Origin of the sequence: Thioalkalivibrio versutus (assembly GCF_001020955.1) — a bacterium.
Lineage (GTDB): Bacteria > Pseudomonadota > Gammaproteobacteria > Ectothiorhodospirales > Ectothiorhodospiraceae > Thioalkalivibrio > Thioalkalivibrio versutus.
Genome location: NZ_CP011367.1, coordinates 1,830,277 through 1,850,334, shown reverse-complemented (window position 1 = coordinate 1,850,334; position 20,058 = coordinate 1,830,277). Strand labels below are relative to the sequence as shown.

20 protein-coding genes and 2 tRNA genes are annotated in these 20,058 nt (G+C 65.6%); 14 read left to right on the top strand and 8 right to left on the bottom strand.

Annotated features, from left to right (window positions below; genetic code table 11):
• Positions 1-133 precede the first annotated feature (133 nt).
• The 3 genes from TVD_RS08565 to TVD_RS08555 are packed head-to-tail and all read right to left on the bottom strand — an operon-like array spanning position 134 to position 4,003.
• Entirely contained in the window at positions 134-736 is a 603-nt protein-coding gene (locus TVD_RS08565; protein ID WP_047251363.1) for a Maf family protein, read from the bottom strand.
• Positions 729-2,564: a sodium-extruding oxaloacetate decarboxylase subunit alpha gene (oadA, locus tag TVD_RS08560; protein ID WP_047251362.1), complete on the bottom strand. Its 1,836-nt coding sequence runs from the start codon at positions 2,562-2,564 to the stop codon at positions 729-731. Before oadA ends, TVD_RS08565 begins: the two co-directional genes overlap by 8 nt.
• Before the next feature lie 20 nt (positions 2,565-2,584).
• Positions 2,585-4,003: an acetyl-CoA carboxylase biotin carboxylase subunit gene (locus tag TVD_RS08555; protein ID WP_047251361.1), complete on the bottom strand. Its 1,419-nt coding sequence runs from the start codon at positions 4,001-4,003 to the stop codon at positions 2,585-2,587.
• A 130-nt stretch (positions 4,004-4,133) separates the two neighbouring features.
• Between TVD_RS08555 and TVD_RS08550 the strand changes: the two genes are divergently transcribed.
• The 6 genes from TVD_RS08550 to TVD_RS08525 all read left to right on the top strand — a co-directional run bounded on the left by TVD_RS08550 (position 4,134) and on the right by TVD_RS08525 (position 8,249).
• The gene (locus TVD_RS08550; RefSeq protein ID WP_018175778.1) at positions 4,134-4,655 is read left to right on the top strand and encodes a YceD family protein; all 522 of its coding nucleotides are present in this window, start codon (positions 4,134-4,136) and stop codon (positions 4,653-4,655) included.
• 110 nt (positions 4,656-4,765) lie between these two features.
• Positions 4,766-4,963, top strand: coding sequence for a 50S ribosomal protein L32 (gene rpmF / locus TVD_RS08545; protein ID WP_018144163.1), 198 nt, complete (start codon positions 4,766-4,768; stop codon positions 4,961-4,963).
• Positions 4,964-5,062: 99 nt separating this feature from the next.
• Entirely contained in the window at positions 5,063-6,091 is a 1,029-nt protein-coding gene (gene plsX, locus TVD_RS08540) for a phosphate acyltransferase PlsX (RefSeq protein WP_018144162.1), read from the top strand.
• Entirely contained in the window at positions 6,088-7,050 is a 963-nt protein-coding gene (locus tag TVD_RS08535) for a beta-ketoacyl-ACP synthase III (RefSeq protein ID WP_018144161.1), read from the top strand. Before plsX ends, TVD_RS08535 begins: the two co-directional genes overlap by 4 nt.
• Before the next feature lie 97 nt (positions 7,051-7,147).
• A complete protein-coding gene (locus tag TVD_RS08530) occupies positions 7,148-7,624 on the top strand; it encodes a CYTH domain-containing protein (RefSeq protein WP_018144160.1) in 477 nt (158 codons plus the stop codon).
• Positions 7,614-8,249 (top strand): uracil-DNA glycosylase, encoded by a 636-nt coding sequence (locus TVD_RS08525; RefSeq protein ID WP_047251360.1) that lies wholly within the window; start codon positions 7,614-7,616, stop codon positions 8,247-8,249. Before TVD_RS08530 ends, TVD_RS08525 begins: the two co-directional genes overlap by 11 nt.
• A 97-nt stretch (positions 8,250-8,346) precedes the next feature.
• Here the strand turns inward: TVD_RS08525 and TVD_RS08520 are convergent, their stop codons facing one another.
• A complete protein-coding gene (locus TVD_RS08520) occupies positions 8,347-8,676 on the bottom strand; it encodes a type II toxin-antitoxin system PemK/MazF family toxin (RefSeq protein ID WP_018938063.1) in 330 nt (109 codons plus the stop codon).
• Entirely contained in the window at positions 8,666-8,866 is a 201-nt protein-coding gene (locus tag TVD_RS08515) for a DUF2281 domain-containing protein (protein ID WP_018144158.1), read from the bottom strand. The genes TVD_RS08520 and TVD_RS08515 overlap by 11 nt, the downstream gene beginning before the upstream one ends.
• Before the next feature lie 137 nt (positions 8,867-9,003).
• On the opposite strand from TVD_RS08515, the gene uvrC reads away from it, so the two are divergent.
• The 8 genes from uvrC (at position 9,004) to TVD_RS14760 (ending at position 17,891) form a co-directional block, all read left to right on the top strand.
• Entirely contained in the window at positions 9,004-10,830 is a 1,827-nt protein-coding gene (uvrC, locus tag TVD_RS08510) for an excinuclease ABC subunit UvrC (RefSeq protein ID WP_047251359.1), read from the top strand.
• Positions 10,831-10,839: 9 nt separating this feature from the next.
• Positions 10,840-11,391, top strand: coding sequence for a CDP-diacylglycerol--glycerol-3-phosphate 3-phosphatidyltransferase (pgsA, locus tag TVD_RS08505; protein ID WP_018144156.1), 552 nt, complete (start codon positions 10,840-10,842; stop codon positions 11,389-11,391).
• Between the two features lie 76 nt (positions 11,392-11,467).
• On the top strand, positions 11,468-12,817 hold the full coding sequence (locus tag TVD_RS08500; RefSeq protein ID WP_047251358.1) for a sensor domain-containing diguanylate cyclase: 1,350 nt from the start codon (positions 11,468-11,470) through the stop codon (positions 12,815-12,817).
• A 42-nt stretch (positions 12,818-12,859) separates the two neighbouring features.
• A tRNA-Gly gene (locus TVD_RS08495) sits at positions 12,860-12,935 on the top strand.
• A 91-nt stretch (positions 12,936-13,026) separates the two neighbouring features.
• Positions 13,027-13,100, top strand: a tRNA-Cys gene (locus TVD_RS08490).
• A 517-nt stretch (positions 13,101-13,617) separates the two neighbouring features.
• Complete coding sequence (locus tag TVD_RS08485; protein WP_018649972.1) at positions 13,618-14,712, top strand: GGDEF domain-containing protein; 1,095 nt, start codon at positions 13,618-13,620, stop codon at positions 14,710-14,712.
• Positions 14,713-14,981: 269 nt separating this feature from the next.
• A complete protein-coding gene (locus tag TVD_RS08480; protein ID WP_156167538.1) occupies positions 14,982-17,426 on the top strand; it encodes an EAL domain-containing protein in 2,445 nt (814 codons plus the stop codon).
• Between the two features lie 309 nt (positions 17,427-17,735).
• Positions 17,736-17,891 (top strand): hypothetical protein, encoded by a 156-nt coding sequence (locus TVD_RS14760; RefSeq protein WP_018950846.1) that lies wholly within the window; start codon positions 17,736-17,738, stop codon positions 17,889-17,891.
• A 114-nt stretch (positions 17,892-18,005) separates the two neighbouring features.
• On the opposite strand, the gene TVD_RS08475 is transcribed toward TVD_RS14760, so the two are convergent.
• From TVD_RS08475 to TVD_RS08465, 3 genes are all read right to left on the bottom strand, one after another.
• Entirely contained in the window at positions 18,006-18,269 is a 264-nt protein-coding gene (locus tag TVD_RS08475) for a BrnA antitoxin family protein (protein WP_019568665.1), read from the bottom strand.
• 13 nt (positions 18,270-18,282) lie between these two features.
• On the bottom strand, positions 18,283-18,561 hold the full coding sequence (locus TVD_RS08470) for a BrnT family toxin (RefSeq protein WP_019562923.1): 279 nt from the start codon (positions 18,559-18,561) through the stop codon (positions 18,283-18,285).
• A gap of 64 nt (positions 18,562-18,625) precedes the next feature.
• A complete protein-coding gene (locus TVD_RS08465) occupies positions 18,626-19,780 on the bottom strand; it encodes a transposase (RefSeq protein WP_047251356.1) in 1,155 nt (384 codons plus the stop codon).
• Positions 19,781-20,058 lie beyond the last annotated feature (278 nt).

The following is a 20,058-nucleotide window of genomic DNA, read 5'->3' as shown; positions in this document are numbered from 1 at the left end:
AACACTGATTAATGTACGCGCTCGAGTCGCTTTTGCGTGCGAACAAGGCGCGGTGATTGCCGTGCAGTCATCCTGCACAAGGGAGCCGCAACGCCGTGCGCGCGCCCGTTCTTGGAGGTTGCCGGGCCGGTGTTCAGGCCGCTGCGGGCGGGACGGCCACACCCGCTTCGCGCAACCAGTTTCCCAGGGTGATCAGTGGTAGCCCCACCAGCGCGGTCGGGTCGTCGCCGCTCATGCGCGCGAACAGGCTGATGCCCAGCCCCTCGGACTTGAAGCTGCCGGCACAGTCCAGCGGCTGGTCCAGTGCAACGTAGCGCCGGATCTCCTCGGCGCTCAGCTCGCGGAAGGTCACGGTGAACGGGACCTGGCCTGTCCGCACCTTCCCGGTGGCCGTGTCCAGCAGGCACAGGCCGGTGTGGAACGTAACCGTTTCCCCGGACAGCGCCGCGAGTTGCGCCTCGGCGCGGACGCTGTCGCCGGGCTTGCCGAGGATGTGCCCGGCGTGGCTGGCGTTCTGGTCGGAGCCGATGACCAGATGGTCGGGATAGACATCGGCGACCGCCCGGGCCTTGGCCTCGGCCAGGCGTGCCACCATCGCCTCGGGCAATTCATGCGCCAGAGGGGTCTCGTCCACCGCTGGGCGCGCGGTCTCGAATGGCAGATGCAGCCGCTCCAGCAGTTCGGCGCGATAGCGCGAGGTGGAGGCGAGGACCAGTCTTCGTGCGGTATCAGCCATCGTCGCCGTCGATCTCGATCAGAGCGTCGTCCGGATTGGCGGCGGCCCCTTTGGTGATGTTCACTGCGGTGACCGTGCCGGATACGGGTGCGGCGATCTCGGATTCCATCTTCATCGCCTCCAGCACCAGCACTGGCTGCCCGGCTTCGACCTTGTCACCCTCGGCCACCAGCACGTCGATGATGGTGCCGGGCATGGAGGTGGTGACGTCGCCCGGCCGGGTCGCACGGCGCGACTTCTTGCCTCCGCTGGCCCCGCGGCTGCGTTCGGCGCCGCCGTTTCCGGCGGTCTCGATGCTGTCCAGGGTCTCGATCTGGACCTCTTCCGGCATCCCGTCGACCGTCACGTACATCGGGCGGGTGTCCTCCCGGTGGTGGCCGGAGCCATTGACCTGGATGTGGTAGGTCTCGCCGTGGAAGGTGACGTTGAACTCCACCGGGGCCGGGCAGCCGGCCTGGGTGTTCTCCGGCAGGTTGAGCGGTTCTGGGCTGAGCGTGCCGTCGCGGCGCTGCTCCAGGAATTGCCGTCCTACCTCGGGGAACAGGGCGAAGGTCAGGACATCCTCCGGGCCCCGGGCGAGGTCTCCGATCTCGTCAGTCAGGGTGGCCATCTCCGGTTTCAGCAGGTCGGCCGGGCGGCAATCGATGACATCGGCATTGCCGATGGCCTGTTGCCGCACGACGCTGTTGATCGGGCCGGGCGCGCGGCCGTAGTGCCCGGTCAGGTATTGCTTCACCTCGTTGGTGATGGTCTTGTAGCGCTCCCCGGCGAGGACGTTCATCACCGCCTGGGTGCCGACGATCTGCGAGGTGGGGGTGACCAGCGGCGGGTAGCCCAGGTCCTCGCGGACCCGTGGGATCTCTTCCAGCACCGCATCAAAGTGATCCAGCGCGTTCTGGTCACGCAGCTGGTTCGCCAGGTTGGAGATCATCCCGCCGGGCACCTGGTTGATCTGCACGCGGGTGTCGACGCCGGTGTACTCACTCTCGAAGCGCTGGTACTTCTTGCGCACCTCGTGGAAGTACAGCCCGATCTTCTGCAGCGCGACCAGATCCAGGCCCGTGTCGTGCTCGGTGCCGGCGAGGGCGGCGACCAGGCTCTCCGTTGGCGGGTGGCTGGTGCCCCCGGCGAATGCCGAGATCGCGGTCTCGATATGCCGGCAGCCGGCCTCGATGGCCTGCCAGTGGCACAGCTCGGACAGCCCCGATGTGGCGTGGGCGTGCAGGTGGATCGGCACGTCCAGGGCATCCACCAGCTCGGTGACCAGCTCGCGGGTGGCGCTCGGGGTGAGCAGCCCGGCCATGTCCTTGATCGCGATGCTCTGTGCGCCCATCGCGACTAGCTCGCGTCCCAGGGCGACGAATTCGGCGGCCGAATGCACCGGTCCGGTGGTGTAGCAGAGCGTGCCCTGGGCATGGGCGTCGGCCTCGCGGGTGGTCTCGATCGCGGTGCGCAGGTTTCGCGCGTCGTTCATCGCGTCGAAGATGCGGATGATGTCGATGCCACCGGCGATCGAGCGCTCGATAAAGGCGCGCACCACGTCGTCGGCGTAGTGGCGATAGCCGAGCAGGTTCTGTCCGCGCAGCAGCATCTGCAGGGGGGTGTTCGGCAGCGCGGCCTTCAGCTGGTGCAGCCGCTCCCAGGGGTCCTCCTTGAGAAACCGCACGCAGGCATCGAAGGTGGCACCACCCCAGACCTCGAGCGAGTGAAAGCCGATGGCGTCCATCTGCTCGCAGATTGGCAGCATGTCCTCGGTGCGCATGCGCGTGGCGATCAGGCTCTGATGGCCGTCGCGCAGGGTGACATCGGTGATGTGAACTCGATCCATGGTCAGTCCGGTGGCCGGGGTTATAACCCGTGGTGGGCGGCGAGGGCTGCGGCAACGGCCACCGCCAGTTGGCGGTCCGAGCGCTTGCCGGGGAAGTGCGTCAGCTCCGGGTGGGCCGCGACGAACCCGGTATCGAAGTGCCCGCTGCGGAAGGTCGGGTGGTCAACGATGGCCAGGTGGAACGGGATGGTGGTCTTGACCCCGAACACGCCCATGTCCCGCAGGGCACGATTGGCGCGGGCCAGCAGGTCGTCCCACTCCAGGGCCCAGCAGATCAGCTTGGCGCACATCGAGTCGTAATGCGGCGGGATGGTGTAGCCGGTGTAGATGGCCCCGTCGGTGCGAACGCCCGGGCCGCCCGGGGCGAAGTAGCGGGTGATGCGGCCGAAGCTCGGCAGGAAGTCGTTCTTCGGGTCTTCCGCGTTGATGCGGAACTCCATCGCATAGCCGCGGCGGGTGATCTGCGACTGTTCGTAGCGCAGCGGCTCGCCGGCGGCGATGCGCAGCTGTTCCTGCACGATGTCGACCCCGGTGATCATCTCGGTAACTGGATGTTCTACCTGAAGTCGTGTGTTCATTTCCATGAAATAGAACGAATCATCCGCGTCCATCAGGAACTCGACGGTGCCGGCGTTCTGGTAGCCGACGGCGAGCGCGGCGCGCACCGCCAACTCGCCCAGATACTGGCGCTGCGCCTCGTCCAGTTGTGGCGAAGGGGCGATCTCCACCAGCTTTTGGTGGCGGCGCTGCACCGAGCAGTCGCGTTCGAACAGGTGGATCGCATGGCCGTGGGCATCGCCGAGGATCTGCACCTCGATGTGTCGCGGATTGACCACGGCCTTCTCGAGGAAGATCTCGGTGCTGCCGAAGGCACGGGTGGCCTCGGAGCGCACGCGCTCGAAGTTGTGTTCCAGAGCGGCGGCATCCTCGCACAGGCGAATGCCGCGTCCGCCGCCGCCATTGGTGGCCTTGAGCATCACCGGGTAGCCGATGCAGTCGGCCACCTCCAGCGCTGCGGTGACGCCCTCCAGGTTGCCCTCCGAGCCGGGTGTGACCGGCACCCCGGCCTCGATCATCGCCCGGCGCGCGGCCACCTTGTCGCCCATGCGGCGGATCACCGACGCATCCGGGCCGACCCAGATCAGATTGCGGGCGGCGCAGGCCGCGGCAAAGTCGGGGTTTTCGGAAAGGAAGCCGTAGCCCGGGTGCACCGCGTCACAGCCGGCGGCGCGCGCGACGCTGATCAGGCGATGGATGCTGAGGTACCCGCCCATGGAGTCCGGGCCGATGGCGTAGGCCTCGTCGGCCTTCTTCACGTGCAGGGCGTGGCGGTCGGCATCGGTATAGACGGCGACCGAGATGATCCCCAGTTCGCTGCATGCCCGGATCAGGCGCACGGCGATTTCGCCCCGGTTGGCAATGAGCAGCTTGCGAATCAAACGGAAGGCCCCGGGCAGGTCGATGACAACCCGAGTATCGACGTCGTTTGGGGCGGCTGCAAGTTTCTGTTTCGCTTTGACAGATCGCCCTCGCGCGCGTATATTCCGCGCCCTTGCAACCGAGCCGTTTATGAGTCGCATCCCCGTTTCTCTTGACCCGTGGCAACCACGTGCGCGGCACCTGGAATTCGAGGGTGACCTGCGTGCGGAAGAGCTGCCGCGGTTGCGTGCCGATGCCCTGCCGGGACACCCGTTGCGGGTGCACGCGCAATTCCAGCTGGAACGCGGGGCGCTGGACGAGATACGGCTGAGCGGGACGATTACCGGCGAGCTGTGGCAGACCTGTCAGCGCTGCCTGCAGCCGATGGCATGGGAATTCCGCCTCGAACCGGATGCCGTGCTGCTGCCACCGGAAGGCACTCCGGCCGGCATGAGCGAGGGCGATGACTTTGTCGCTCTCGAAGCGGATGGCCTGTTGCGCCCCGCAGCATGGGTCGAGGAAGAGATCCTGCTGGCGTGGCCACTGGTGCCGCGCCATGCGGACTGCGAACCCGCCGCCGGGGCCGAATTCGAGGAAGGCGAGGGCGCCGAGAATCCGTTCGCGGTGCTCGAACAACTCAAGAAGGGCGGCCCGGACCGGGGCGGCTCATGACGTGAGCGCCGGCCGGGGCATTGTCCGGGCCGAACCGTTATACTTGCGCCCGATTTGATACCGGGCTCACTCCCGTCGCCACGGGATTTTGATCAATCTGGAGATGCATCATGGCTGTTCAGCAACGCCGCAAGACTCGTTCCAAGCGCGATATGCGCCGCTCCCACGACAGTCTGACGGGCGCTACTCTGTCGACCGACCCGACCACCGGCGAGATCCATCGTCGTCACCACATGACTCCGGATGGTTTCTACCGCGGTCGTCAGGTGATCCAGCAGGCCGTCGAAGTCGACGAAGACGAAGATTAAGGTCCAGGGAATGACCGTCCCGGGGCCACGGCTGCGTTTGCGCCGTGGCCTTTCCGCGTTTGAATACGGCCGCTGTGCGGTCGTCCGTCGGGCCCGAGCATGACTGCCAGTTTTACCATCGCACTGGACGTGATGGGCGGCGACCACGGTGCGTCCGTCATCCTTCCGGCTGCGCGCCGTTCACTGAAGGTCGCAGACGATTTCCGCCTGCTGCTGGTCGGTGACCAGGAGACCATCGAGTCCGGGATATCCGGCTGGTCCGCGAGCGAACGCGAGCGGGTCGAGATGGTGCATGCCAGCCAGGTGGTCGGCATGGACGAGCTGCCGGCCGTGGCCCTGCGTACCAAGCGCGACTCCTCCATGCGGGTCGCCATTGACCAGGTGAAGAACGGGGCGGCCCAGGCCTGCGTCTCCGCCGGCAATACGGGTGGTCTGATGGCCACTGCGCGGTACGTCCTGAAGACCCTCCCCGGCATTGATCGTCCGGCCATCGCCACGGCCCTGCCGTCGATGAACGGGCATACCCACATGCTCGACTTGGGCGCCAATGTGGATGTCGAGGCCGCGCATCTGTATCAGTTCGCGGTGATGGGATCGGTGCTGGCGAATGCGGTGGACGGCCTGGAGGCCCCGCGGGTCGGCCTGCTGAACATCGGCTCCGAGGCGATCAAGGGCAATGACCGCGTGCGCGAGGCCGGCCGCATGCTGGAAGAATCCAGCCTCAACTACATCGGCTTCGTCGAGGGGAACGATGTCTACTGTGGCGACGTGGACGTGGTGGTCTGTGACGGCTTTGTCGGCAACGTCGCGCTGAAGATCAGCGAAGGCGTGGCCAAGATGATCTCCTCCAAAATGAAGGCGGAGTTCGATGCATCGGTGTTTTCTCGATTGTCCGGCCTGTTCGCACTGCCGGTACTGCGCCGGATCCGTCATCGGTTCGACCACCGCCGCTACAACGGCGCTTCGCTGCTGGGCCTGCAGGGCGTGGTGATCAAGAGCCACGGCAGCGCCGACGAGCTGGCCTTCGAGCACGCGATCCGCATTGCCCGCATCGAGGCCGAGGCGAACATCTCGAGTCGGATCGACAAGCAGCTTGGCCAGCTCCTGGGCCAGGAGACAAGCGAGTGAAGCATGCACGCATCAGCGGGACCGGGAGCTACCTGCCCGAGCGCATCCTGACCAACGCCGAGCTGGAGGCGATGGTCGATACCTCGGATGCCTGGATCCGCGACCGCACCGGAATCCGCGAGCGGCATATCGTCGCCGAGAACGAGGTGACCTCGGATCTCGCGCTGAAGGCCGCCGAGCGTGCAATGGACGCCGCCGGCATCCGCGCCGCCGACCTCGACCTGATCCTGGTCGCAACCACCACCCCCGATCAGATCTTCCCCAGCACCGCGTGCATCCTGCAGGCCAAGCTGGGCGTGGGGGGCTGTCCGGCCTTCGATATCCAGGCGGTGTGCAGTGGGTTCGTGTACGCCCTGGCCACTGCCGACCGCTTCATGCAGAGCGACGAGATCCGGCACGTGCTGGTCGTGGGGGCGGAGACGCTCTCGCGCATTACCGACTACACCGACCGTGGCAACTGCATCCTGTGGGGCGACGGCGCGGGTGCCGTGATCCTGTCGCGTTCGCCGGACCCGGGCATCATTTCCACGCACCTGCATGCCGACGGCCACCACAAGAGCCTGCTGGAGGTTCCGGGTGGCGTGTCGCAGCCGGACAGCAACCCGGATCTCGACTTCATTCGCATGGAAGGCCGAGCCGTCTTCCGCGTGGCAGTGAATACCCTGGACCAGATCGTCGACGAGACCCTCGAGTACAACGGGATCGACAAATCCGAGCTGGACTGGCTGGTGCCGCACCAGGCGAACATCCGTATCATCCAGGCGACCGCGAAGAAGCTGAACATGTCCATGGACAACGTCGTGGTCACGGTGGATCGCCACGGCAACACCTCGGCCGCGTCCATCCCGCTGGCGCTGGATACCGCCGTGCGCGACGGTCGCATCAAGAAGGGTGACCTGATCCTGACCGAGGCCTTTGGCGGCGGATTCACCTGGGGCTCCGCGCTCATCCGGATGTAACCGGGGTCCGCGGACGCGTCATCGCGAGGCGCGCAGCGCCGTGGCGATCGACCGGGAGGGTCCTCGGCGTCCTGGGGAAACACAAGGAGCATTCGGCATGGGCCGCGAGATCGAACGCAAATTCCTGCTGGCCAGTGATGCCTGGCGTGACCGTGTCGTGCGTGCGCAGCGCATGCGGCAGGGCTACCTGTGCGGCAACGACCGTGCCTCCATCCGCGTGCGGGTGGACGAGGGCGGTGCCAACCTCAACATCAAGAGCGCGACCCTCGGCGTGGAACGCGACGAATACCAGTACGACATCCCCGTGGACGAGGCCCACCGCCTGCTGGACACGCTGGCCGGCCCGCAGGTCGAAAAGACCCGCCACTGGGTGGATGTCGAGGGCTGGGAATACGAGGTCGACGTGTTCGAGGGCGCCAATGCAGGCCTGATCGTGGCCGAGCTGGAGTTGCCGAGCAGCGACGCCGAATTCCCGCGTCCGGACTGGCTGGGCGAGGAGGTCTCGCACGACCCGCGCTACTACAACACCGAACTCGCCCGGAATCCCTATCGCGAGTGGCCGGATGCCTCCTAGCGAGATCTTCGCCGCGGACTGCCGCGCCTGCCCGCGCCTGGCGGGCTTTCTGGAGGATGTGCGGGCGAAGCACCCCGAGTATCACGCCGCGCCCGTGCCGTCCTTCGGCCCGCTGGATGCGCGGCTGCTGATCGTTGGCCTGGCACCGGGTATGCACGGGGCCAACGCCACCGGGCGCCCTTTCACCGGCGACTATGCCGGTGTGCTCCTGTATCAGACCCTGCACGAACACGGCTTCGCCAGTGCACCGGAGAGCGTGCGCGCGGACGACGATCTGGAGCTAATCGACTGCCGCATCACCAACGCGGTCAAATGCCTCCCGCCGCAGAACAAGCCGACGACCGAAGAGATCCGCACCTGCAACGGGTTTCTGGCCGCCGAGATGACGGCCATGCAGCCACGGGTGATCCTGGCACTGGGCAAGATCGCCCACGACGCCATCCTGCGCGCGAAGGGCCTGCCGCTGTCGAGTCTGCGCTTTGGCCACGGCGCCGAACACGAGCTGGACGCACACACCCGTCTGATCGACTCGTACCACTGCTCGCGCTACAACACCCAAACCCGCCGCCTGACTCCCGCCATGTTCGCCGAACTCTTCGCCCGCATTCGCACTTACCTCGCGTAGATATTCGCGTCGGAGGTCAAATCTTCCAGTCATTGCGAGGCGCTTAAGGCGCCGTGGCAATCGGCGGGGCCGGCGAGGCGGTCAACTACTTATGCGATCAGCACCCGAAGTGGCGGCAAAAGTGGGCGCGGATATCTGCAAAGGTTGGTTCTCCCAGTTTTGCGTACTGATGGGTGATCAGTCGGCTACTGAGGGTGAAGATCTTGTCGTAGCGGACCCAACTCGTTTTGGGAAGAGAACCCTCTGTCAGCACCTCGGAGGTGATTTCGACCGCATGAGTGCGGGTCGGTGCCGACGTGACCGCGAGAGCAGCAAAATCTCCGAAGCGATCGACCTCGGAAAGGACCAAAACGGGGCGGCGTTTGCGGGTCGTCAGGTCCGAAAAGGGGAATGGGATTGCAACGATGGCCCCCGGCTCAGCGGTCATCCCAGACCTCGTCCTCGGGGGTGTCCCAAATCGGTCCCAGTGTCGTCTCCTGCGCCTTCTTGAGGTCTTCGATCGGGGTGTCACTCAAACCGTGCTTGGCCTCCAGATAACCAATGAAATCGAGCACCTCGCGCGAGAGGGGCTCCGGCAGGCGCTTGGCCTCCTGATAGATCTGTTCGGCGATGTCCATGGTTCGACCCTCTCGAGACGTTGGCCTCCGGGGCGGGAGGCAAGAGACAAACTGAGTATCAGGATAGCCCGAACATCGCCGGGCTCGCACGCGGGCTATGCCGGGCGGCGGGGGAGTTCGGGTATCCTGAAACGATCATGAGTACCTCCGAAACCGGATTCGATCACAAGCGCTTTGTGCAGACGCTGACGCAGTCGCCCGGCGTCTACCAGATGCTGGATGCGGCCGGGAACGTGCTGTACGTCGGCAAGGCGCGCAACCTGAAGAGCCGGGTGCCCAGCTATTTCCGTGGGAGCGACGACCGCGGCCCGCGCATCCGCTCGATGGTGCGGCAGATCGCGGATATCCGCGTTGCGGTGACGCATACCGAGGCCGAGGCGCTGCTGCTGGAGGCCAACCTGATCAAGCGTCACCGGCCGCGCTACAACGTGCTGCTGCGCGACGACAAGAGCTACCCCTACATCTACGTCTCGAACCAGGAGTACCCGCGCCTGGGGTTCCATCGCGGCGCGCGCAAGAAGGGCATGCGCTACTTCGGGCCGTACCCCTCGGCCGGCGCGGTGCGCGAAAGCCTGGCGCTGCTGCAGAAGCTCTTCCAGGTGCGCCAGTGCGAGGACAGCGTGTTCGCGCATCGCTCGCGCCCCTGCCTGCAGTACCAGATCGGGCGTTGCACCGCGCCCTGTGTCGGCTACATCTCGCCGGAGGACTACGCGCGCGACGTCGAGGCATCGGTCAAGTTCCTCGAAGGCAAGAGCGAGGCGGTGATCGAGGAGCTGATGGAGCGCATGGAGGCGGCCTCGACGCGTCTGGATTTCGAGCATGCCGCGCGCCTGCGTGACCAGATCGCACGGCTGCGCCAGATCTCCGAACAGCAGTTCGTCTCCGGCGGCGAGGGGGATGCCGACGTATTCGCCCTGGCGCAGGAGGCGGGGACCTGCGCGGTGGAGATCTTCTTCGTGCGCAACGGCCAGAACCTGGGCAACAGCGAGCTGTTCCCGAACGTGCCGGAGGCGACCGAGACCGACGAGATCATGGCCGCGGTGCTGGCGCAGTACTACGCGGAACGCGAGCCGCCGGCGCGCATCCTGCTGTCGCACGAGCCGCAGGGTGCCAAGACACTGGAGGCTTACCTGGCCGAGCGGCGGGGCGGCAAGGTCGGGCTGGCCTGGTCGCTGCGCGGCGACCGCGCACGCTGGCTGGACATGGCGCGGCGCAATGCCGAACTGGCCCTGAAGACCCGCATTGCCAGCCAGGCGGGACAGACGGCGCGCCTGGATGCGCTGACCAGCGAGTTGGGCCTGGAGGAGACGCCCAAGCGCATGGAGTGCTTCGACATCTCGCACACCGGCGGCGAGGGCACGGTGGCCTCCTGCGTCGTGTTCGGGCCCGAAGGGCCGATCAAGTCGGATTATCGGCGCTTCAACATCGAGGGGATCGAACCGGGCGATGACTACGCGGCCATGCATCAGGCGCTCAGCCGGCGCTTTGCACGGCTCAAGAAGGGCGAGGGGCAGGAACCGGATCTCCTGTTCATCGATGGCGGCAAGGGCCAGGTGACCCAGGCGCTGAACGTGCTGGCCGACCTCGGGCTGGACCACATCAAGGTCGTGGGCGTAGCCAAGGGCGAGGAGCGCAAGGCGGGCATGGAAACCCTGATATTGAGCGGGGTAGAGGCGCCCTCTATACTCCCCGCGCATTCGGGTGCGCTGCATTGGATCCAGCAGATCCGCGACGAGGCCCACCGCTTTGCGATCACCGGGCACCGCGCCCGCCGTGCCAAGGCGCGCAAGGAGTCCACCCTGGAGGCGATCCCGGGGTTGGGGCCGAAGCGTCGCAGCGCACTGCTGAAGCACTTTGGTGGCCTGCGCGGGGTCAGCCGGGCCGGGGTCGAGGAGCTGACCAAGGTGCCGGGGATTCACCGCCGGCTCGCGCAGGCGATTTACGACCAGTTTCACGAGAGTTGAGCCACTGCCATGTTTCCCCAATTGCCCACCTGGCTGACCTGGTCGCGGATCGTGATGATCCCGTTACTGGTGCTCGCGTTCTACGGCCTGTCCATGCCGCAGGGCGGAATCGTGGCGGCCATCATCTTCGCCCTGGCGGGCGTGACCGACTGGCTGGACGGCTATCTGGCCCGGCGCTGGGAGGTGACCAGTCGGTTCGGGGCATTCCTCGATCCAGTGGCGGACAAGCTGATTGTCGCCGCGGCCCTGGTGCTGGTGGTGGACCACAACCCCGAACTCGGCATTGCGCTGGCCGCGATCGTCATCATCGGGCGCGAGATCGCGATCTCCGCGCTGCGCGAGTGGATGGCCGAGGTCGGCGGCAGCGCCAAGGTGGCGGTGTCGTGGGTGGGCAAGGTGAAGACCACCGCGCAGATGGTGGCGATCTTCCTGCTGTTGTGGGCCGAGCCCATTGTTGGCTTGCCCACCTTCCTGATCGGCGAGTGGCTGCTGTACCTGGCCGCCGCCCTGACCCTGGTCTCCATGATCCAGTACATGCTGGCGGCCGCGCGCTCGCAGTAAGGGGGCGGCGTGTTTGTCGGCCGGGGCTTTGGGGCTACACTGCGGACACCTGCCCGGTGCTGCGCGTGGATTGCCCATGCCCGATTCTGATCTTGATCTTGACAACATGCAGACCCTGGAGGCCCTTCAGGGGCTGCTGCCGGGTTTTGTCTATCAATTGCGCAGGACGCCCGATGGGCACTTCGACTTTCCCTATGTGGGTGAAGTGGTGGAGGGCTGGTTCGGTGTGGATCGTGCGGCCCTCAAGAAGGATGCCGCGCCGTTGCTGGACTGTATCCATCCCGAGGATCGTGAAGCGGTGATGCGCAGCTCAATGGAATCGGCCGAGCACTCGGAGCCCTGGCTTCAGGAGTTCCGCATGCAGTCCCGCGATGGCACAGTGATCTGGCTGTCGGCCTATGACACCGCGCGGCGGCTGGCGGATGGCACGATCATCTGGACCGGCTTCGCCACCGATATCACCACGCGCAAGGAGCTCGAGGCGGAACTGCGCCAGAGCGAGGCGCAGTTCCGTGCCTTCGTCGAGACTGCCAGCGACGTGATCTATTCGCTGCGCCCGGACGGCGTGCTCACCTACGTCTCGCCCAACTGGACGGAGAACCTCGGCCATCCGGTCAGCGCGGCGATCGATCACTCGATCGACGAATACGTAGCCCCGGAGGATCTGCCCGCGTGTTACGCGTTCCTGCAACGGATTGCGGACAGCGGGAAGAAGGAAAGCGGCATCGAGTACCGCATCCGCCACCAGGACGGGCATTACCGCTGGCACACCAGCAATGTCTCGCCCGTGCTCGACGACGCGGGCCGGGTGACGGCGTTCCTCGGCATCGCTCGGGACATCACCGAGCGCAAGGAGACCGAGGCGCATATGCAGCGCCTGGCGCATTACGATCCGTTGACCGACCTGCCCAATCGGACCCTGTTCTTTCAGATTCTCGATCACGAACTCACGGGGGCTCGCCGAATGGGTCAGCAGGTTGCGCTGATGTTCGTGGACCTGGACGAATTCAAGCCGGTCAACGACCAGCACGGGCATGCGGTGGGCGACATGCTGCTCCGCCTGGTGGCGCAGCGCCTGTCGGGTGCCTTGCGCGACAGTGATGTGGCCGCGCGCATTGCGGGCGACGAGTTCGTGGTGATGCTGCCTCGCTTCCAGTCGGTGGAGGAGAGCCGGGCGCATGCCGCGGCGATCGGCGAGAAGATCCGAGCCCTGCTGGCGGACCCGTTCAACTGCGACGGGACCGAGGTGCACATCTCCTGCAGTATCGGGGTCGCCTTGTTTCCGCTGGACGCGACGGACGGGCCCGCCTTGTCGCGCGCGGCGGATGCGGCGATGTACGTGGCCAAGAACGCCGGGCGCAACCAGGTGGTCGTATTCGACCGGGCGGTGCACGGCGCCGAGGCAATTGGCTACCGTGGGTATTGACCTGCGAGCAATCTGCGGTAGAATACGCGCCGATAACGAAGAGCGGGAATAGCTCAGCTGGTAGAGCACAACCTTGCCAAGGTTGGGGTCGCGAGTTCGAATCTCGTTTCCCGCTCCAACAGATTTTTGAAACCCCGGTTCGCCGGGGTTTTCTGTTTCGGCCTCTGGAGGTGCGCCAGCATCTGTGGGGCCGAAACCCACCCGATACAGGCTGGGTGGCAGAGTGGTTATGCAGCGGATTGCAAATCCGTGTACGCCGGTTCGATTCCGACCCCAGCCTCCATCACTGCAGCACCCGCGAAAGGCCGCCCCTCGAGGCGGCCTTTCGCGTTTCCTGATCAGCAACGAGCGTCAGCCAGGCTCAAGGCCCGTGCGGGCCCGGGTCTCCAGGCGCCTCCTACATCGTCATCCCGGAAACCGTGCAGCGGTTATCCGGGATCTCCACGGTATGAGTGACCCGTACGTTGGGGCTAGAACGGCGTGTGGAGATCCCGGCTCTCCGCTGCGCTACGGCCGGGATGACGGGGAGGGGCGCCACTGCCGGGATCACAATCGGGGTGCGCTCCGACCGGGATGACAGGGCAGGGGTAACGGAGCTCGGGAGGGTGATGTTCCCGGGGAGGCCTAGATCAAAGTGGCCCGGGGCGGGCCATGCACGTCCCCAAATGGGCCCCGCCACTGGCTGACGATCGTTGCTAATCAAGTCGCGTTTTGGGAGCGTTGTCCTCGGGGCGGCGCGTGGATGCCAGGCTGGGGCCCATCATGGGTATCTTCGTGACGCCTGAAGGAGGAAAGGTGGAATGCAGGACGAAGCGATCGGCAGCGCACGAGCGGAGGCGGAACGGGTGGAGGCCCGCAAGCGGGGGGTATATCTCGTCGTATTGCCCGCCGGTATCGCGATCTTCCTGCTCAGTTGGGCCGTTCGCACACCGGGGGATGTCTACCTCGCGTATCTCTATCCGTTGTTTGCGTTCGTCCTGGCCGCGCTGTTCGTAGCGGTGTGGCGGGCACCAAAGGCCTTGCCGCGGCTGGAAGCCTGGATGCTGGCGATGGTGGCTATGATGATTCTCAGTCGTCTCGCATGGCATTTCCACGCGGGCGGCCCCCTGGACGAGCACCTTCTGGTGCTGGCCGGCGGGCATTACTGGGCGGTTGGAATCGTGATCCTGGCCGCGTTCGTGATGCTTGAGCATCGCCGGGGGTTTCGGGCCGGAGTGGCCATCCTCGTGGTTGCCACCCTGATTGCCGCCTCCGGTGCCGCAGGGGAGTGGCTGCGTGGCGAGCTTTCGCGCGATGCGGGCGTCTATCTGGTGCGGGTGCATCTGTTTCTGGCTGTCTTGTTGGCCCTGGCCAGTGTCGCGACCTCCATGCGCGATACCGTCAAAGACGCTCTGGTGCGCAGCGAGGCGCTGGAACAGGCGGCGCAGACCGATCCCCTGACCGGTCTGGCCAACCGGCGGGCGGCCGAGTCCGTGCTGCAGCGGCATGCCGCCTCGGTCCGGCGCTACGGCGTGCCGGTCGCTGTGATCGGAATGGATATCGATCACTTCAAGGCGGTAAACGATACCCATGGTCATGCGATCGGCGATGCCGTGATCGCCGGCATTGCACGAATCCTGCGATCTTCGGTGCGCGAGCCGGATTCCGTCGCTCGCTGGGGAGGGGAGGAGTTCCTCATTGTGGCGCCGGAGATCGGCCGCGAGGGCGCCCTGCAACTTGCCGAGCGCTGTCGGGAAGCGATTGCCCGCGAACCGATCGCCGGGGTTCGCGTCACGGCCTCGTTCGGTGTAACCAGCTTCGGCCCGCAGGACAGCCTGGATGCGGTCCTGAAACGTGCCGACAAGATGATGTACCGCGCCAAGGAGGAGGGGCGCAATCGGGTCCTTCTTGGATGACGCCGCGCGCCTGGATCCAGCTATTGGGGTGCGGAGCCAAGAAGGCGTGGTATCCGACGCGCATCAATGGGCCGAGCATGGCACTATGCGGATGTCGGTCTTTCCAAGAGAGTGTCGTGCGCGCAACGGATTGCTCCCAATCGCCTCGAACGCGGCGGCCCCTCCGGAGGCGATCGAGGGACCTGCGCGTATTCCTCAGCCTCTCGTTTGTTGGCCTGCTGCTTGCCTCCTGGGCGCCGTCCTCCGCGGCCTCCGCGCCGGATTTGCGCGTGGGCGTGTACGACAACGCGCCCAAGGTCAGCGTGGACGAGCACGGGGAGGCCGACGGCCTGTTCGTCCGCCTGTTGGACTCGATCGCCCGTCGGGAGCACTGGCAGATCGAGTATGTCCCATGCCAATGGTCGCAATGCCTTGCCGATCTGCGCGAAGGCCGGTTGGATCTGATGCCCGATGTGGCCCGGACCGACACGCGCGAGGCGTTCTTCGGGTTTCACCAGATTCCGGTCGTCCAGGGCTGGAGCCAGATATACGCGTTCCCGCAGTCGGGGTTCAGCAGTCTGGAGTCCTTGGGTCCGCGGCGCATTGCCGTGCTGGAGGGTTCGGTGCAGGAAAGCCACCTGCGCCGGCAACAAATCGGCGACCCGGGTCTCGAGTACCAACTGGTTCCCTACAGCGATCTCCCAGCGGTGCTGGCCTCGGTGCCGGCCGGCGAAGCCGATGCCGCCGTCAGCAATAACTTCTACGGACGCCAGCACGCCCGCGCCTACGGGCTGGTGGAGACGCCGATCACCTTCGGCCAGGTGGGTCTGCACTACGCGGCCGCGCCGGGGGCGCAGGCGGAGCGTCTGGCACTGATCGACGCCTATCTGGAGCGCTGGAAGCCCCTGGCGGGCTCGCCCTACCAGGAGGCCCTTGAGGCCACGCTGCTCGCGCAGGGCGAACCGGGGCTACCGGGCTGGGTGATGTGGACTCTGCTCGCAGCGCTGGCTCTGGTAATGCTATTGGCGGTGATGGGCGTGTTCCTGCGCTGGCAGGTGCGTCTGCGTACCAGTGAGCTAAGGGCGGTCAACCAGCGTCTCGAGCACGTGCTGGACAGCGGACCTGCGGTGACCTACCAGCTCGACGCCCGTACCTTCGAGCCCTTGTGGGTTAGCCCCAATCTGCAGCGCCTGTTCGGGATTGAACCTGCGAACGCGATGCGTCCTGGTTGGTGGGAACACCAGTTGCACCCCGAGGACCGAGCGAATGCGCTGCGCGAGAATCAACGCCTCCTTGAGGATGGCGAGATCGTGCGCGAGTTTCGCCTGTTCGACGGCTGGGGCAAGCTGCGCCACGTGCGTGACGACATACGCGTGGTGGCGAGCGATAACGTGCGCGGCGGGCAGGAAATCGTCGGCAGCTGGACCGACCTGACCGCCAGCATGGAGCAGAAGGAACAGCTCCGGCAGATGACGCACTACGATGTGCGTACCGGCTTGCCCAATCGCGCCCTGTTGCAGGATCGCCTGGGACACACGGTGGAACGCGCCATGGCGGACGGCGAGGCGCGCTGGGTTGTGCTGATGGATCTGGACCGCTTCCGCAACGTCAACGAGACCCTGGGGACCGCGGCGGGGGATACCGTGCTGCAGGGCATCGCACAGCGCCTGAGCCAGGCCCTGTCGCCCGAGGACACGGTAGCCCGCATCGGTGCCGACGAGTTCTGCCTGATCATCGAGAGCCCGCCCGTGGAAGCCCTGGGCACCTTCGTGCAGTCACTGATCGATACCCTGCGGGCCCCCTTCGAGATCGCGGGGCGCGCGCTGGTGCTCACGGCGAGTGTCGGTGTGGCACGTTTCCCCGGCGACGGCCAGACGCGCGAAGAGCTCCTGACCGCCGCCGAGCTGGCGATGCAGGATGCGCGGCGCCGGGGAGGAGACAGCTGGTGCGCCTACGACGCCGAGATGGGCACCCTGACCGAGCATCGGCTGTTCCTGGAAAACGACTTGCGGCAGGCCATCGTCAACCACGAGTTCGTGCTCCACTTCCAGCAACAATTCAACCTGGCCAGTGGCGAGTGCGTGGGGGTCGAGAGCCTGGTGCGTTGGAACCATCCGCACCGGGGCATGGTATCCCCCGCGGAGTTCATCCCGCTGGCCGAGGAGACCGGTCTGATCCAGGCGATCGATCGCTGGGTTCTGGAGGCGGCCTGCCGCCAGCTCGCAGCCTGGGACGAGGCGGGCCGGAACGTCCCGTTGATCGCCGTAAACTTGTCGGCGCGCGAGCTGCACGACGAGCAACTCGTCACCACCGTACGCGAGACCCTGGGGCGCTTCGCCATCGCGCCCGAACGCCTGGAGGTCGAGCTGACCGAAACCATGATCATGGAGTACCCCGAGCGCGCCCTGGCGGTCCTGCGTCGGCTGGACAGCCTCGGGGTGCGTCTGGCCATGGACGACTTCGGCTCCGGCTACTCCAATCTCGCGCACCTGCGCCGCCTGCCGCTGCACCGCCTCAAGGTCGACCAGTCGCTGGTGCGCGACATCGGCCATTCCCGCCACAACGAGTCGATCATCCGCGCGATCATCGCGCTGGCCGCCGCCCTGGAGCTGGACCTCATCGCCGAGGGTGTCGAAGAAGAGCCCCAGCGCGCCTTCCTGCTGCAGGAAGGCTGCGCCATCGGCCAGGGCTTCCTGCTCCACCGCCCGGCGCCAGCCGCTGATTTGTTTCGCTAATCGTGTGGTGAGGGAGTTTCTGAGCGGCGAGGTGATCTAGCCAGGCGTGAGCGCCTGGAGTAGGCGGCGAGTGAAGCCCGGACGGATGCTATATTCGTACCCAGTTGAGTGATTGGTCGATGGATGACTTTCCGCGTGACGGCAGCCCATGATCAGGATGCGCAGTTGGCCCTGAACCGCGTCACGGGTTTGGCATCCGAGGCGGCGGAGATTGAGAGGGAAGAGCTTTGGGGGGGGGCGTCTGAAGTGATTTGGTTCGGTTCATGAGCCAAGGGAACCGCCCGGCCGCATTCCGATATCGACCTAGCTGTGATCCCTTCGGGGAAGGCAACAAGCCAGTATTGGGGCCGACTTCGTGAGCGCACCGAGGAGCTTCCGGCGCTGTACAGCTTTGACCTGGTGGATATCAGCGCGGCAAGCGAGACGTTGCGTTCGGAGATCGAACAGTACGGGGTGCGAGTGTGACTTCGCGGGTCGGTTTCACTCGATAGCGCGTCGGGCTTTAAGGCTGTGCAGGGGGCGGATCCGAGGGGAGTGATCAAGGGTCCAACACCTGGCGTCCTGCGATGCGTCGGCAATTCAGGACTTCGTCGTTGGATGATGCTCCCGGAGCCATTCTTTCAGGGCACCATCCATGCGGGTTTGCCAGCCCTTTCCGGTCGCGCGGAAGGCCTCCACAACCTCCGGCGATAGGCGAATCGTGATCCGTTCCTTGGTGACATCCATTGGGGGGCGGCCGGGGCGCCGCAGTGCCCGCGCTTCTTCCTCGTCGGGCGCGCGTGTCTCCGGGTCCGCTTCGATGCCGGCCTCAATCGCCGTTTCCTCTTCCGGGTTGTTCAGCAAGACCCGACGGCCATTACGTAGCGTCAACGATCTGGACATAACGACTGATCTCTCGGTTATTCGCCTTGCGCAGGCTGATGATTCTTCGAACATTCTCTCGGTCCGTGAAGATGACGCAGTACAAGCGATCACCCATCAGGGCGTATCCCAGCATGCGACATTCGCCGTAGTCCTTTCGACGATCCTCCATGGCCAGAAGGGTCTCCCACTCCAGGCTCGCGGCCAGCGCGAGTGAGACCCCGTGCTTGGCCTGATTCGCGGCATCCTTGTCCGCGTCGAACTCAATCGCCATTTGATTATTGTATGTACAAAATCATTGCTGGGCCAATGGCTGGTCTTGGTTCCGGGGGGCGGGATCAGGCTGCCAACCGAGGGAAGAGCTGCCGGGCGGTCGCCATGCCTCGCAGATAGCGTGTTTGGCGGGCATCGCACCGGGCCGTGAGATGGGTCGGTGTTCCGATGGCGCTGCCGAATTGCTGCAACATGCGGCTGGCCGCACGGATGAACTGATCGGGATCAATGCCCAGACGTGCCAGCAGGGGCGGGGTGCCATCGTGGATGAAGCCGCGCTTGTCCTCGCGGATGACGCGCCCCGTCGCCTCCACGAGCTCCAGATAGTCCTCGAAGCCGAAGGGCACGGCGCACTCCGCGCGGCCAGTGGCGTCGAATGGAAGTAGCGGGGCGCTGACCAGGTGGTCCAGGACCGTCTCCGGCTGCAAGGATTCTGTTTGGTGCGGAACGGATCGTGACCGGTTCGCTCGTGTGTCGAATCTCGTAGCGTTGGTGTGTCCCGGCGCAGTGCTGTCGCCTGGAACCGCAGGATCGGCGGCGGCGCGTTCGGCTACCGTTGTTCTATCCCCGGACGTCGCGCGCAGCACGGCAAGCCGTTCCGCGACCGAGGTGTACTCGGAGGCCTCCGGCGTGGGGGCCATCCCGGCCCGGATCGGGTTCAGGTCCACGTACGCCATGGCCGTCAGAACCGCTTGCTCGTCGAGCAGGGCCTGGCTCTTGAAGCGCCCCTCCCAGAAACGTCCCGTCACGCCGTCCTCGGCGTTCGCCTGGCGGGCGATCGACTCGTTCAGCACGCGCATGAACCACGACAGGTCAGCGAGTCGGGAGCGGTACGTCTCCACCCAGGCATCCACGATCTTCATCTCGGCCGCACCGAGCCGCTGTGGATCGGCCAGATACCGCTGCACCATCACCGGCCCCGAGAAGAGCTGCGTCCAGCGACGCAGGATCTCGTCGCGCTCCAGGCGCTCGACGCGCGCCTCGTCCACCCGCACAACGATATGGAAGTGGTTGCTCATCACGGCATAGGCCGCGATATCGACGGCGAACACAGACGCAAGCTGTTTCAGACGATCGGCGATCCAGCCGCGGCGATGCTCAAAGGATCGCCCGGAGTGGGCATCGTGCCCGCACAGAAACGCGCGGCGGACGCAGCGGGAAACGACGTGGTACCAGGGCGTGTCATCCAGAGAGACGAGGGTCGAGCGGGGTTGGGTCATGATGGGCTCCTTCCGTGGAGTAGGTCTTGCAGCAACGCAGGTTCGTTACGTTCCTGTCGTTAGGATAGTGAATGCCTTGGAGTTTTTCAGGGCGTAGCGAAACCGCGTTCCAGGGTTCCGTTAGAGCGGGGCGAGCAAGGTGGGTTTGTCCGAGGTTCGGGGGACGGGTTGCAGACGCGGGGCTTGCGGCCGATTGCTTCGGCGAATCCGGCTTATGACAACAAAATGGGTGTCCCAGAGTATGTCAACGAAGTGGGTGTCCCAGAGGCTGGTTCTAC

Coding starts and splice junctions, on each gene's coding strand:
- TVD_RS08500 (WP_047251358.1), top strand. CDS start 11,468: ATGCCCGATTCTGATCTTGATCTTGACAACATGCAGACCCTGGAGGCC.
- rpmF (WP_018144163.1), top strand. CDS start 4,766: ATGGCTGTTCAGCAACGCCGCAAGACTCGTTCCAAGCGCGATATGCGC.
- oadA (WP_047251362.1), bottom strand. CDS start 2,564: ATGGATCGAGTTCACATCACCGATGTCACCCTGCGCGACGGCCATCAG.
- TVD_RS08520 (WP_018938063.1), bottom strand. CDS start 8,676: ATGACCGCTGAGCCGGGGGCCATCGTTGCAATCCCATTCCCCTTTTCG.
- TVD_RS08515 (WP_018144158.1), bottom strand. CDS start 8,866: ATGGACATCGCCGAACAGATCTATCAGGAGGCCAAGCGCCTGCCGGAG.
- TVD_RS08565 (WP_047251363.1), bottom strand. CDS start 736: ATGGCTGATACCGCACGAAGACTGGTCCTCGCCTCCACCTCGCGCTAT.
- uvrC (WP_047251359.1), top strand. CDS start 9,004: ATGAGTACCTCCGAAACCGGATTCGATCACAAGCGCTTTGTGCAGACG.
- TVD_RS08530 (WP_018144160.1), top strand. CDS start 7,148: ATGGGCCGCGAGATCGAACGCAAATTCCTGCTGGCCAGTGATGCCTGG.
- plsX (WP_018144162.1), top strand. CDS start 5,063: ATGACTGCCAGTTTTACCATCGCACTGGACGTGATGGGCGGCGACCAC.
- TVD_RS08550 (WP_018175778.1), top strand. CDS start 4,134: ATGAGTCGCATCCCCGTTTCTCTTGACCCGTGGCAACCACGTGCGCGG.
- TVD_RS08470 (WP_019562923.1), bottom strand. CDS start 18,561: ATGGCGATTGAGTTCGACGCGGACAAGGATGCCGCGAATCAGGCCAAG.
- TVD_RS08465 (WP_047251356.1), bottom strand. CDS start 19,780: ATGACCCAACCCCGCTCGACCCTCGTCTCTCTGGATGACACGCCCTGG.
- pgsA (WP_018144156.1), top strand. CDS start 10,840: ATGTTTCCCCAATTGCCCACCTGGCTGACCTGGTCGCGGATCGTGATG.
- TVD_RS08485 (WP_018649972.1), top strand. CDS start 13,618: ATGCAGGACGAAGCGATCGGCAGCGCACGAGCGGAGGCGGAACGGGTG.
- TVD_RS08525 (WP_047251360.1), top strand. CDS start 7,614: ATGCCTCCTAGCGAGATCTTCGCCGCGGACTGCCGCGCCTGCCCGCGC.